The sequence below is a fragment of the Paenibacillus sonchi genome (assembly GCF_016772475.1).
GTDB classification, from domain to species: Bacteria; Bacillota; Bacilli; order Paenibacillales; family Paenibacillaceae; genus Paenibacillus_AQ; species Paenibacillus_AQ sonchi.
In genome coordinates, this window is record NZ_CP068596.1 from 123757 (window position 1) to 137057 (window position 13301).

Annotated in this window: 14 protein-coding genes and 1 pseudogene; 13 read left to right on the forward strand and 2 right to left on the reverse strand. The window is 42.8% G+C overall.

The features are described from left to right. The first annotated feature begins 292 nt into the window (after positions 1 to 292). The 5 genes and pseudogenes from uvrA (at position 293) to JI735_RS34065 (ending at position 6115) form a co-directional block, all read left to right on the forward strand. A pseudogene (gene uvrA, locus JI735_RS34045) lies at positions 293 to 3153 on the forward strand (excinuclease ABC subunit UvrA). Positions 3154 to 3272: 119 nt separating this feature from the next. After that, on the forward strand, positions 3273 to 3950 hold the full coding sequence (locus JI735_RS34050) for an MBL fold metallo-hydrolase (RefSeq protein WP_039835554.1): 678 nt from the start codon (positions 3273 to 3275) through the stop codon (positions 3948 to 3950). A 28-nt stretch (positions 3951 to 3978) separates the two neighbouring features. Continuing rightward, complete coding sequence (locus JI735_RS34055) at positions 3979 to 4347, forward strand: hypothetical protein (RefSeq protein ID WP_039835555.1); 369 nt, start codon at positions 3979 to 3981, stop codon at positions 4345 to 4347. 188 nt (positions 4348 to 4535) lie between these two features. Continuing rightward, positions 4536 to 5138 (forward strand): 4'-phosphopantetheinyl transferase family protein, encoded by a 603-nt coding sequence (locus JI735_RS34060; RefSeq protein WP_157771377.1) that lies wholly within the window; start codon positions 4536 to 4538, stop codon positions 5136 to 5138. A gap of 17 nt (positions 5139 to 5155) precedes the next feature. After that, the gene (locus tag JI735_RS34065) at positions 5156 to 6115 is read left to right on the forward strand and encodes an acyltransferase domain-containing protein (protein WP_039835556.1); all 960 of its coding nucleotides are present in this window, start codon (positions 5156 to 5158) and stop codon (positions 6113 to 6115) included. A gap of 110 nt (positions 6116 to 6225) precedes the next feature. Here the strand turns inward: JI735_RS34065 and JI735_RS34070 are convergent, their stop codons facing one another. Further along, positions 6226 to 6477 carry a hypothetical protein gene (locus JI735_RS34070; RefSeq protein WP_039835557.1) on the reverse strand — a complete coding sequence of 84 codons (252 nt, stop codon included), beginning with the start codon at positions 6475 to 6477 and terminating at the stop codon, positions 6226 to 6228. A gap of 181 nt (positions 6478 to 6658) precedes the next feature. Here JI735_RS34070 and JI735_RS34075 point away from each other — a divergent pair, with 181 nt between their 5' ends. Then, positions 6659 to 7426 (forward strand): LytR/AlgR family response regulator transcription factor, encoded by a 768-nt coding sequence (locus JI735_RS34075; protein WP_039835558.1) that lies wholly within the window; start codon positions 6659 to 6661, stop codon positions 7424 to 7426. 89 nt (positions 7427 to 7515) lie between these two features. Here JI735_RS34075 and JI735_RS34080 read toward each other — a convergent pair whose 3' ends face one another. Further along, positions 7516 to 8634, reverse strand: coding sequence for a tyrosine-type recombinase/integrase (locus tag JI735_RS34080; RefSeq protein ID WP_202677739.1), 1119 nt, complete (start codon positions 8632 to 8634; stop codon positions 7516 to 7518). A 267-nt stretch (positions 8635 to 8901) separates the two neighbouring features. On the opposite strand from JI735_RS34080, the gene JI735_RS34085 reads away from it, so the two are divergent. The 7 genes from JI735_RS34085 (at position 8902) to JI735_RS34115 (ending at position 12875) form a co-directional block, all read left to right on the forward strand. After that, complete coding sequence (locus tag JI735_RS34085) at positions 8902 to 9663, forward strand: helix-turn-helix domain-containing protein (RefSeq protein ID WP_202677740.1); 762 nt, start codon at positions 8902 to 8904, stop codon at positions 9661 to 9663. Further along, entirely contained in the window at positions 9648 to 9914 is a 267-nt protein-coding gene (locus tag JI735_RS34090) for a hypothetical protein (protein ID WP_202677741.1), read from the forward strand. Before JI735_RS34085 ends, JI735_RS34090 begins: the two co-directional genes overlap by 16 nt. Next, entirely contained in the window at positions 9892 to 10158 is a 267-nt protein-coding gene (locus JI735_RS34095) for an AbrB/MazE/SpoVT family DNA-binding domain-containing protein (RefSeq protein ID WP_039835561.1), read from the forward strand. Before JI735_RS34090 ends, JI735_RS34095 begins: the two co-directional genes overlap by 23 nt. Before the next feature lie 48 nt (positions 10159 to 10206). Beyond that, positions 10207 to 11295 carry a hypothetical protein gene (locus tag JI735_RS34100; RefSeq protein ID WP_039835562.1) on the forward strand — a complete coding sequence of 363 codons (1089 nt, stop codon included), beginning with the start codon at positions 10207 to 10209 and terminating at the stop codon, positions 11293 to 11295. A gap of 4 nt (positions 11296 to 11299) precedes the next feature. Continuing rightward, on the forward strand, positions 11300 to 11740 hold the full coding sequence (locus JI735_RS34105) for a hypothetical protein (protein WP_157771378.1): 441 nt from the start codon (positions 11300 to 11302) through the stop codon (positions 11738 to 11740). 248 nt (positions 11741 to 11988) lie between these two features. Next, positions 11989 to 12372 (forward strand): hypothetical protein, encoded by a 384-nt coding sequence (locus JI735_RS34110; RefSeq protein ID WP_039835563.1) that lies wholly within the window; start codon positions 11989 to 11991, stop codon positions 12370 to 12372. 65 nt (positions 12373 to 12437) lie between these two features. Continuing rightward, positions 12438 to 12875, forward strand: a complete 438-nt coding sequence (locus JI735_RS34115) for a type II toxin-antitoxin system HicB family antitoxin (RefSeq protein WP_039835564.1) — start codon at positions 12438 to 12440, stop codon at positions 12873 to 12875. The last annotated feature ends 426 nt before the right edge of the window (positions 12876 to 13301 follow it).

A 13301-nucleotide genomic window follows, 5' to 3' on the forward strand; every position in this document is an offset into this window, starting at 1 on the left:
GGATAACTGGTGGGGGTTCCGCGCCAGAAAAGATATGAAAAAAGATGATTTGGAGCATCTGCAGAAGATAGCGGATATTTTATCAGCCGGAAATGACGGCTTCGAGGCCATGAGATCGCTCTTTGAAACGGATGTCTTCATCTCTTCCCCTGTCCGGACCAAGCTGGATCAACAGGATAACGCAGAAGGTTGGCGCGGGCAGGCTCAGGATACTTCCCGGATTGTAGTCGGCAGCCATCCAGACCGCATCCGCAGCTTCGACTCGTCCAAATGGGAGACGGAAGAAGTCATCATGGATCAGCTGGTGATCGAGGGAGCCAAACATCATAATTTGAAGGATGTTCATCTGAAAATACCTAAAAACCGGATGGTTGTCTTCACCGGGCTAAGTGGTAGCGGCAAATCGTCCTTGGTGTTTGATACGATTTATGCAGAGGCGCAGCGGAGGTTTATGGTCGGCATGTCGCCCTATGTGCGCAAATACATGGATAAAGTGGAACGGCCCAAGGTAGATTCCATACATGGACTCAGTCCTGCTATAGCCATTGAACAAAAAACATTAAGCAATAATCCCCGCTCAACCGTAGGGACCGTTACGGAAGTTTCCAGTTATCTCCGGCTGCTGTACTCGCGGATTGGGCTCCGTGAATGTCTGAAGTGCGGCACTGCAATATACCCGCAAGGACCTGCGGATATTGCAGCAGCCTTGTACGGCTGCCTGTCCTCACGTGATACGTTCCAGTTGTTTGCGCCTGTGCTGGTTCAGTTTACCGGAGATATAAGCTATATCGTTCAGGATTTGCAGAAGAGAGGCGTAACTGAACTTCGGGTGAACGGAGAACGGCTGCCCGTCGGTGATCTGGATTCGTCTCAAACCGTCAAGGATTGGAATATTGAGCTAATCGGCGAACGATTCACTGTTCCCGAAAAGTCGCCTGCTTCTGCTGTGGAACGGGAGGCGTTCATCCAGCGGCTGACCGGTTCCATCCAGGAGCTTCTGAAAGCGGGGAAGTATACGATCTCCGCTGAAGCGCAGGGAGCCGCCTACCTGTTCACAACGAAGACAATCTGTCCCTGCTGTCAAACAAGTTTCCCGGAGCTCAGTTCCCAGCATTTCAGCTTCAATACGCCAATCGGCATGTGCCCGGAATGCAACGGTCTCGGAACGAAGCAGGACATCTCTCCGGAGCTTCTGGTGGATGATCCAAATTTGTCCATACTTGACGGTGCCCTGAAATGGTTCGGAAATCTGAGGGAAGGCAAGAAGACGACCTGGCCGACAGGTCCGCTGGATGTCATCTATGCCCACTATGGATTGGATATTGAGGCCGCTTGGAAGGATCTCCCGGAATGGTTTCATCGGATAATTTTCTACGGGTCAGGCCAGGAGAAAGTCAAGTTCCAGTCTACGCTGGGAAACAAGGAAACAGCGAAGTCGATCAAAGGGCTTGTGCCGGAGTTGTCCCGTCTCTATTATGAAACGGAATCGGAATTCTCTAAGAAGAAATACGGCACATATATGGAGTCTACGGAATGTCCCTGCTGTGGCGGAACCCGGCTGTGCAAGGAAGCAAGGTCGGTCCGGCTCAGAGGGAAGACCATATCGGAGGTAAGCTCATCCTCCATTGCTGAAACGCTGGAATGGATCAAGGGTGTATATGAATCTCTTGAAGCAAACATGCTGGACATAGGGGAAGAGCTGATTGTCGAAATATACAACCGTCTCTCCTTCATGATGAACGTCGGCTTGCACTATCTTACTCTGAACCGGACCGCTCCGACCTTATCCGGGGAGAAGGGCAGCGCGTGCGTTTGGCCAGCCATCTGAGCAGCGGCATGGTAGGCGTGCTTTACGTACTGGATGAGCCTTCTATCGGGCTTCATCCACGCGACATCCGGAAGCTTCTGCATACGCTGCTTAAGCTGCGGGATCAAGGCAATACCGTGCTTGTCGTTGAGCATGAGGAAGAAATTATGCGTGAGGCTGATTATCTGGTGGACATCGGGCCGAAGGCGGGGGTGCTGGGCGGACAAGTGATGGCAGTCGGTTCACCAGATGAGGTGATGGCCAATCCAGGGTCCATTACCGGGCAATACTTGAATGGAACCAAGTCAGTTCAGGCCCCGGCAACGTCTAGAATGAACAGGCCAGTTCAAGATTGGCTTGTGCTTGAAGGAGCATCCCATAACAATCTGAAGGATGTAACCGTAAGAATCCCACTGGGCTCCTTCACTTGCGTGACTGGAGTCAGCGGCAGCGGCAAAAGCAGTCTGATTGGCGAGACCCTGGAACCGCTGCTGGAACAAAAACTGAACGGGAGCGATACCGATCCGGGACCATACCTGAAAATTTCGGGCTTGGATAAGGTAGACAAGGTTATCAATGTCTCCCAAGATCCCATTGGCCGCACGCCACGCTCTAATCCAGCGACCTACACCGATCTGTTCAACAAGATCAGGAAGCTGTTTGCCCAGACTGAGCAGGCGAGTGAGATGGGGCTGTCCTACGACAGCTTCAGCTTCAACTCGTCGGCAGGGCAGTGCGAGGTCTGCCACGGCCAGGGACAGGTCAAAATTGAAATGCACTTTCTGGCCGATGTGTGGATTACGTGCAGCGAGTGCAAGGGCAAACGCTTTAAGTCGGATATTCTGAAAGTGACCTATGACGGTAAGAGCATAGCAGATGTACTGGAGATGGATGTCAAGGAAGCCGCCCAGTTTTTCGGCAAGCATAAAGACATCAAGCGGATTCTTGGAACGTTCCAGGACGTTGGACTGGACTATATTAAGCTGGGGCAAAGCGCAACCACGCTTAGTGGAGGTGAAGCGCAAAGAGTCAAGCTGGCCAAGGAGCTTAGTCAAGTCAAGAAGGGAAAAATGATCTATATTCTGGATGAGCCAACGACGGGGCTTCACTTCAATGACATCCAGCATCTGCTGAATATACTGCACAAGCTTGCAGATGAAGGACACACGGTCATTGTCATCGAACATGATCTGGATGTGATTAAGACAGCGGATTGGATCGTGGACCTAGGACCGGAAGGCGGAAAGGGCGGCGGCCAGATCGTTGCACAATGCCCGCCGACTGAGTTGATGCTGGAGCAGCAAAGCTATACAGGCCAGGCTTTGCGAGCCAAGCTGAAGAAGTAGAAGAACTGCAACTGGAAGAAGAAGATGCCGTCAACAACATGTATTCGTTGTGTGACGGCATCTTTGTTTGCATAAGATCAGCTTTCAGCTTAATTCTACCGTTCAGTGGGAGGGGTTCCGTGGACCGGAGCTGCATCGTTTATTCAATCAGAACCAGCTATGCGGATTTTATCAATTATTGCTATCTTGTCGAGGATTTGCAGTCAAAAATGGCGTTTATAGTAGACCCGTCCTGGGAAATAGAGAAGATTGTCCGCAAGCTGGAGGAATTGCAAGTACAGCTGCGGGCTATTCTGTTGACGCATTCTCATTTTGACCACATTAATCTGGTTGAGCCGTTAACCGATTTGTATAATCCGAAAGTCTATATATCACAGAGAGAAATCGATGACTATCAGTACCGGTGCAGAAATGTTCGCGGACTGCATGATCTGGACGAAATTCACTTTGGTAATGTCAGGATCAAATGCCTGCTTACGCCTGGTCATACATCTGGAGGCATGTGTTATCAAGTGGCGGACTATCTGTTTAGCGGTGACACGCTCTTCAGTGAAGGCTGCGGCTCGTGCTTTTGCAGCGGAGGCTCCGCTGACCAGATGTTCGAGAGCATTCAAAAGATCAGAATGGTAGTACCGTCTGATACACGCGTTTTTCCTGGCCACTCTTACGGTATTGCTCCCGGACAGACGATGAGGACACTGCTGAATCAGAATATTTATTTTCATTTAACAAGAAGAGAGGATTTTGTGCGATTTCGGATGAGGGACAATCAGAGTTCGTTGCTTCATTTCAAATAGACCACACAACATTAAGGGAGATGAGAGAGTGACAGAACACAATCCTATCCATCTTATATCAGAGCATCTTGCAAACGGCGGGCAGTCCATTCATTGTGATTTGGCAATCAGGATAACCTGTCCGCTGTGCGGCAAAGACATACGCGGTTATGTGCAATGTGCGCATAATATATTTCAGCAGGTTCATTTCCATTCCTGCACCTGCAGCCAGTCGGCACAGATGTGCCGATTGCTTGAACCGCTGTTCAGATCTGCTTCCATAGATGATTTATATGACGAGGCCTTTGTCCAACGGGTTACCGGGCAATTGTTCTCCTTCAGCCAGGAGCTGCGCGTTGCGGGATCAAGCTTTTCCGATAAAATTCTTTACGCATTCTACAATAAATATTTTACGTAATGTATGAGAGGTGCAGGATGAGTATAACTGAGCACTTGACGAATCGGATGCCGCTTACGGCTAAAATGTTATATGAACTGACCGCTGAGCGTGGGCGCTATAAATGTGGCTGGAGCATGTGTTACATGCCCAGTCCGGAATATTATCGGCCGATCATTCAACACCTGCATCCGAAGGAGCTTGACTATTTGAACAGCCTACAATACGAGGCGAGAATCCGAAGCTATCTGCTGGGGCGATATGCTGCGAAGTCGGCGGCGTCCCAACTGATCGGAGAACTGGATTTAAAGCAACTGCGGGTGAAGAACGGAATCTTTCAGCAGCCTCTGCTGATCTCCGGTGATGGCCGCAGTCATCCGGTCAGCATCAGCCATTGCGGGGATGTGTCGGCGGCGGTTGCTTTTCCGGTGGAACTTCAGATGGGAATTGATGTGGAAGCACTGGATGAAGCCAACTATACAGCTGTTGAGACCCAGATGACCGAACGCGAAAAAGCAACCCTATCTAAGCTCCCTGTCTCTTATGAAAAAGGATTGATGCTGTTATGGACTGCCAAAGAATCCTTATCAAAAGCTGTAAAGACCGGAATGACCACGCCCTTCTCCATCTATGAAATCAATCAAATTGAGATGAGGTCGGCATATACGGTAAGCACTCATACTTATTTCACCCAATATATAACCATCTCTGTTCTGGGGAGCCGCTATGCGGTATCCCTGACTGTGCCCAAGCTTGCCAGGATGCCGGAAGCATTCGGGCATGAGTGCCAATCATTTCTTGCAAAGATATGAAAGGATACCCTTAACATATGAACAAATCCGTTGTATTTATGTTCTCCGGCCAAGGCTCTCAGTATTATCATATGGGAAGATGCCTGTACAATCAGCAGCCTGTTTTCCGCGAGTGGATGCAGACACTGGACCGGGTCGCCTGTGATATGCTCGGGGTATCCTTGATACAGATTATTTACGATGACGCCAAACCAAAGAGGAACGCGTTTGAGCGTCTGCAGTATACCCATCCTGCGCTTTATATGGTGCAATTTTCCTTGGCGCAGGTTCTGATTGAACAAGGACTCCGGCCCGACTTCGTTCTGGGAACCAGCCTGGGAGAAACGGTCGCTGCCGCTGTGGCCGGGGCAACGGCCCCTGAGGAAATGCTTCGGCTTGTCAACGGGCAGGCACGGTTGGTAGAATCCCTTTGCGAGCCAGGAGGGATGATCGCCATTTTGCATGATCCTCGGCTCTATGAAGAGGAACCACTGCTCTACTGCTTCAGTGAGCTGGCATCGGTGCACTACCATTCGCACTTTGTTGTTGCAGGCTCCCACCGGAATCTGGAGTGCATCATGAAGTATTTGAAGGCGGAAGGCATCCTGTTCCAAGCACTTCCGGTTACGCGCGCGTTCCATTGTTCCTGTCTTGAACCTGCGAGAGAACAACATGCGGAGATACTGCAACATGTAGTCTGCCAGCAACTACAGATTCCTTTGGCTTCGTGTGTCCATGGGGAGGTAATAAATCAGCTATCTCCCAGTTATTTTTGGGATGCTGCCCGGCAGCCGATCCAGTTTCCTGCCGCCCTGCATTCGCTTGAATCAGCAGGCCCCTGCTTGTATCTGGATTTGGGGCCGTCTGGTACCTTGAATCATTTTGTAAAAAGTAATTTGTCCGCTGGTTCGCCATCGGAACATGCCGCTGTGCTGACACCGTTTCACCAGGATTTGAATCATCTTGAGGAAGTATTTAACCGCTGGAATTCAGGTTGACGCTGTTTTTAGGCGTCAGCTTTGTTTGTATAAGACCCCCCCAGTCGAACTGGGGGGGTCTTATACAAACAAATAAACCGTTCCTGATGGGGAACGGTTTTATAATAGGATTAGATTGCTTTATACATTGCAGCTGGATTTGAAGTGATTAGCTGAGAGATATCTAAATTTATCATTTCAACTTTAGAGCTAAAGTTTTTTGGTTGGGATGTAGCTTCGTAGAAAGCCTTAATGGAATCTATCGTATTATCTCTGGCTTCTTCATAAGTGTCCCCTACCGCACTTATGCGTAACTCGGGAACATAAACCGTAACAACGTTATTTGATGCATAATCTTCTTCATACAAAAAATGAAATTCCATAAATAATTTCTTCCTCTCTAACCAGATGCAAAATCTGCGAATTTATGTACTAATTATAGTACAATTATATAAGTAATTTTCCTTTTTGTGTGCGAATTAGCCTATTTGGTTGGTATTTATACCTAGATGGTAAAGAATATGTCGAAAAGTCCCGATATTTGATAAAAAGGAGTGAATAGTAGTGAGAAGACAATTATCGGTGATTATTGCTGAAGATAAGCCATTGGATAGAATGAAAATAGAACAATATGCTCATGAACTAAATTTAAAAATAGTCAGTTCTGTAGCCTCAGGGGAATGGTTTATCGATGAATGTGTTAAATATGAACCAGATATTGTGCTGGTAAATGTAGGTCTACACGGGACTGATGGCATATCTGCTTTTCGGAAAATTCAAGAAAAGGGCATCAAATCTCATTTGATTTTGGTCACCGGAACTCATGATTTAAATTTATTTCTTGAAGCAATAAAATTAAACTGCGTGGATTTTATTCATAAACCGGTGGAACTTGATCGTCTTGCTGAAGCTATCAAAAAAGTCAAAGATATTATAGATAAAGAATTGCTCATATCTAAATCAATACCTGGCCGCATTCTCAAGATAATGTCACATTATAGAACCTTGTATATTAATGAGCGAAACCTAATTTATGCTACTAAAGTTAAGGGAGAACATAAAACCATTCTTTATATTGAAGGGGATAAGCAAGAAGGAGTAGAGACTAAAATGTCTCTCTCAGATATCCAAAATCAATGTTCTGAATGGATATTTTCACCTAATCAGTCTAATTTGGTGAACATGAATTTTATTCACAAGGTTTATGCGAGCGAAAATTTTATGGGAAGTTACGTTATTCGATTACTTTTTAACGATACGGAGATAGACCTTACCCGGCGAAATAGAAAAAAATTTGACTATCTGTATTCAAAGCTAAATCTTGGAGTATAGATGAGCTAGTTTATAAATCTTTCAGAGGGGGGGCCCACCATCCGGAGAACTCCCCCTAAGTGTTTTGTAATTCTGAAAATGATAAAAATCTATAATCGATTCCAACCATTAAATCCAGGGATTGAAACGAAATCAGAAACATCATTTTCTTTCTTTAATTCTCGAGATAAATAATTTTCAGTGGTTTGAGTACTCTTATGATCAAGAGTTTTGGCGATCATGCCAATTGAAGCACCATTATTAAAAGCTGCTCTGGCAAAATAATGTCTCAAAAAGTGAGCGGTTGCTTTATGATGTGATTCAGTACGTAAATTGGCTGCAGCTAATTTTTTTGAAACTAAGGCAGATAGGCTGGTGAGGGTATATCGCTTTCCATACCTATTGGGGTAAAAAGGAGTTTGATCCGTAGGATCGATTTCGGTCGCTAATCCTAGCCGTCTACGATATTCAGTTAATAACTGAAAAACTTCGTTTCTTATATGAGCATGCCGCTCTCCGTCTCGCTTCGTTTTAGTTCGTACATAATACTTTCTTCTTTCTTGGTCCCAATAAAGATCCTTCCAGTCAGGTGTGACCACTTCATTTAAGCGCAGCCCGGATGTAGCTAGCAAAAGAAGCAGGCCTTGAAATTTCGGATCATTGTCAAAAAAATGAAGGGAAGAGCTCAAGGCCTCTGGTGATATTTCTCGATCAGGGATTTGTGCTTTATCTAATGAAACACCTGCAAGCCCACGAGTTAAATCTCTCTCCAAATAGTTCTCTTCAAAACACCACTTCAGAAATGAGGAAAGTATTGTGATTTTTTTAGCCTGAGTTTTCCTTTTCTCATATTTTTCCTCAAGCCATATTTGATAATCTTCCATCTGTGAACGTTTCAAAGATCTTATGTCAAAAATGTTGTGAAGCGTAAAATACTCAATAAACTGTAATAATTCTCTACCATATTCCTTTTTTGTTTTATCTTTTCTCTTGCCCTGCTTCCGATGTATGTATAAGTAAATCATCCCAATATTGGAAACCGAAGAGTAATCGTATTCTCCAAAATTATTTTCATACCTTTTCACCTCTGAGGAGATTTTGGAGTAGTAACTTTGATCAAGTAAAATTTGTATCATTTCAGTGCGATTTAGATTAAAAGCATAAGTATTTTCATTTAATGCATATAATCCTATTTCAGATAAATTTACCAAATTTCTCACGCCTGTCATTTAAAATATTCAACCTGTAATAAATTTAATGCACATTCTATATTATAAAATACAAAATGAGTATTAATCAAAAATAATAGTTAATTAGTTTTGATTGATTATACAATTCAAAACACCTTAATATAATTTTGAGTGTGAATAAAAGTAAATGGTAGAATCGGAAAAATGATCAGCTGTTATTTGTTGATTGTATCTAATTAATATATTAATATAATAATTAGATATGAAGTTACCGTAAATTTTACCCAGTACAGAAAGAGGGATTATATGGATAAATATCTAACTGTAGTGGAAGTAGCGGAGATACTGAAATTAACCGTGTCTACTGTATATAAACTAATTGATCATGATAATTTAGATCAGACTAATTCAGCAAAAAAATTAAAACCAATAAATCCAACCACGTACCGAGGTGAAGGGGGATATCGCTTTTCACCGGAGGAAATCGAAAGAATCAAACCCTATTATGTTAAAGAGAAACTTACTCCTGCAGAAGCATCAAAAAAAATTGGTCGTTCGACTACTTACATTTATAAGTTGCTTAAGAAGGGATTGCCCTATGAACGAGCTGTATATCGCGGGAAGGAAACCTATTTAATTTCTCCGGGGGATCTTGAACCATATGTAAACGAGAAAACCAATTTTGGCAAGTACGATACGATCTTTGACAAAAAAACCGGAGTGTATTTATTCCAGCTGTATACTTTAAACAATCAAATCGGTCGCATTATTAGCATAAAAAGGGTAAACCACAAGCGAATCGAATCAGTTCTCCAGGTAGAAGGTAAACAGATACCTCTTGAAGAGGCACTTTCAAAGGGGTGGGTTCCGGTAACAACAATAGGGGAGCGCAAAATAGTCACCAGTTACGGATATGCCTCATTTGTGTTTCCTATACCTATGGATATGAGTTCGATGATATACGAAACAATAAATATATTATTTGAATTGGCTGGACCTCTTAATCTTCGAGTGAGCGTTAGGGGAAGCAGTATTTATGTAGATGTCAAAAAATGTATTTACCAGTAACGCACCCTGAAATGATAACAACCTTGTTGCGTTGCTTGGAGGAAGGAGAGATTTCGAAACGAGCCAATGGCATTTTCATTAGTACAGGACTTTCTCCAATTACTTTTTATTTGAATGAGAACAAAAAAACGATGCTTCAAGAGTTGGCTAAGCAACAAGGGTTAACGTTACAGGTCTGGCTTGAGGATCACTTCAGCCAATTGCTAAATGAGGAGGAGGTTGAAAATAATGGGGGAGCAAACGAGTTATAAAGCAATTGGATCGCTTCGCTCGGTTGATTTTATGGGAAGAGTTGGATTTCCTAAGGCTGTCCGACAAAACTACAACATTCAGCCGGGAAGTGAAATAGAAATGTATGTTGTTGGAGATAAAATTATCTTGGAAAAATACAAGCCTCAATGCTGCTTTTGTGGATCTGATCAGCGAATTACGACATTTATGGAAAAAGATATCTGTGAACACTGCATTGGAGAGCTTTACGACATTAAAAGCTGATAGAAGATAGCGTGAATCCCGCTCCTAACAAAATACAAGGAGGTCATTATGAAGCAATCACTCATACCGATGCTTTCAACCCTTGAGATGTTTAAGAATCTGACTGATCACAAATTAAGTGAGAATCTGGTGAATCGGGCTAAAGGCCAAAGGAATAATACTAAATCCAGCTCCAAAAATGGATCGAACGATACGATTCGCAATATAGAAGAGGCAGAGGAATTGATAGATCATGCTTTGCTAGAGAATATGATTGCGGTAGTTGAAATCACAGATGATGGTCGAGTGCTGCAGCTTACTCCGGAGGGTCAACTTACTCTGGCCATTTACTGGACTGAGAACTTTTCTGATTCTTATAAGGTCTTTGCCGCGGAGTTTGAATCAATGATGATTGAAAATAATCAATTACTTCCCCCAAAACTGCAGGTCATGAAGCATTATCATACTAAAGTAGAAATCACTGCGTTAAAAGATTTTTATACAACACGGAGTACCGCCCAAAATTTGAATTCTGACTTTCATCAGCATGTCATCCGTGAAGTGGCAGGATTACCTGCCTTAGCTTGTGATGATTATGTCTTTCATTTTGCACCTATACTCTTTGCACCGGTGGACTTGCGAGGTTGTAAGGTAACCCTGGAGATTGATGGTTTTAATGCAGTTCCTGAACTGTTAGTGACTTCTCCATATACCAATAAACGATATTATGTATCTGGTCTTCGAAATGGTAGAAGAAACACTGCCCATGGTTTTTACCCGATCATTGCTAAGAAGGAGACCTTCCCATTACATAAGGATATTGTTCTCCACTGGAAGATAGATAATGAAATTAGGATTGACCATGTGCTAGAGTTGGATTTCAACTTTGGAAATCCTCTGGGTCAATTGTTTTCAACCCAGCAGTTATTCACTCGCAGTATAGCAGGAACGCCGAGTTTATCTGTAATAACGAGTTTAGAAATGAAAAAAATCCATGAATCCCAGGCACGCGTAATTACGCATGATATTTTTAATCATTTTAAAATACAACAAAGTGTAACGCTGACAAATTTCCCGATAGAACTGCATCACTTCATTGGGGCAAGCAAATATTATAGTACCTGGTATTCACAATGGAGAGGAACTGAAAAGGAGTAATGGGATGAAAACAAATTGTTTTTGTAAAACCAAAGAAGAAGACTGGACTTATGATCGAGAACTTGGGTGTTGGTATGTCATTCGGACATGCGATACTTGTAGTTATTATTGGGAAGGCCCTGATCATACAAAAACTAACCTAAGTGTACTCCCAACAAAAGATACACCGAGACCGGTATATAATTATAATGATCCTCCTGTTGAATCCTTAAGAGAGAGAAAGGGGAAATATAGAATTTATTGTTATGATCATCTTGGGAACTACGGAAAGCCTGTAAGATGTGATGAATTCAACGACATCTTCGAATTTTGTGAACTAAATAAATTCTCTCATTCTAGGATAAATGTTGTTACAACAAGCGATGAAATATGTATCCAGGTTAAAACGGGTTTGTATGAATTTCCGCCGGAGTGGAAAATGTTTAATCCTCAAGTTACAAAATGAACTGATAAAAGCAATTTTTGAATAGAGATTGTAATATATTGACGAGAATTCGGGGATGTGGTAAAAATATTATATTAACGATGGTAATTTTTTCTCTGCCGTTATAATTCCGACAGAGTTGGGGAGCTGTTTTTACAGCAATAAAATTAGGGGTTTTTATACCTTGGAGGGCATAGACACTTATTTTAGGTGTCTTTTTGTGCTTTCCTTTTTTTATGCTCAAATTCTGAAAGATCGGAGGAAATGACGTGCACCAGTTACAGTTTAAAGAAAATCAAATTCAAAAAATTCAACCAGATATGCTTCAACGAATGGAGAAAATCGTTCGTACAGGTATTCGGCATACCAAATTTTATTCTGACTTTTATCTTGATCTGAACTTCATGCGAAATTACAATCTCAATTTATTCGTGTGGTTTGTATACGATTGTGGTACAAACTTAATTCCCTTTACTGAAGTAGATATCGGTAGTTTTCAGAATGAATGGTTGAGTACAATTGATGATTTCAAGATTCAAAAGAGCAATGATTCCGGCAGGCTATATTTATGTAACGTTCAGGAAGGATCAATTACGCGCATAAATGGATATAAAACTGGTAATTTATATTTAAAACTCAAGGCATTAATTTAGTAATGCTCCATATTTAATAGTGATTTACAAAAAGTAGACTCATGAAAACAAGGAGGATTCACCAAATGGAAAACACGTTATCTTTACAAATTTTATTCGAAGAAGATAAAGCTGATATGAACGTCTCTGCATACATTCCGGGGCTGGGACTTCAAATAATCGGTGATACCATAGAAGAAGCACGAGAGAATGCCAAGGATTCCGTTCACGCGGAATTGGAAAAAGAAATGTCTATTGGAAAGGCTGTTAGACTAGCTCATTCCATTGTTCAATACATTGATTCATTTAGCGTACTATATGAGGACGTTACATCCGACAAAGTTTCGGCTTATGTTCCAGCGCTTAGACTCGGAGTTTGCGGGAAAGATTTAACGGAAGCTGAAGAGAATGTGAAAGAATTGATTGGTGTCGAGATTGAGAAATTGAGATTGTGTAAGAGAAGTGTCCCGAAAGACACCGCGGTGTATGAGTTCCTAACAGTTCAAGTGCCCGTTATATCATAGTTGATATTGCATAGGATGAAGTAAAGGAGCCTCACAAGTGCTTTTGAGGCTTTTTACTTCTTTTTATCAAGGATTGACTGTCATGCATGAAACTAAAGCTTGCTGACCAAGGCTGGCGAGGTTCAAGTTTTGCTGTGCTTCAACTGCTAGTTACTCTACTGAAATAAATCCCCCACACTTCTGAATGTTTCTGTCTCCAGCGTGGTGTTTGGCTGTACGTGGAAAGGCCCAGCCTCTCTAATAATTTGTCTCCTGAAGCGTTCCCCCCTCCTGGAAGTCATTAGTGCCGGCTTTGCACCCCTTTAGTGAGCATTTATTAAGAGTGTATGAAGAAAATAAAGTATTAGACCGGAGTTGTTGATTTTACGCGGTTTTCGGTAATGAAAATCGTCAGGTAATAAAAAATAAGTATTAGACTGAGGTATC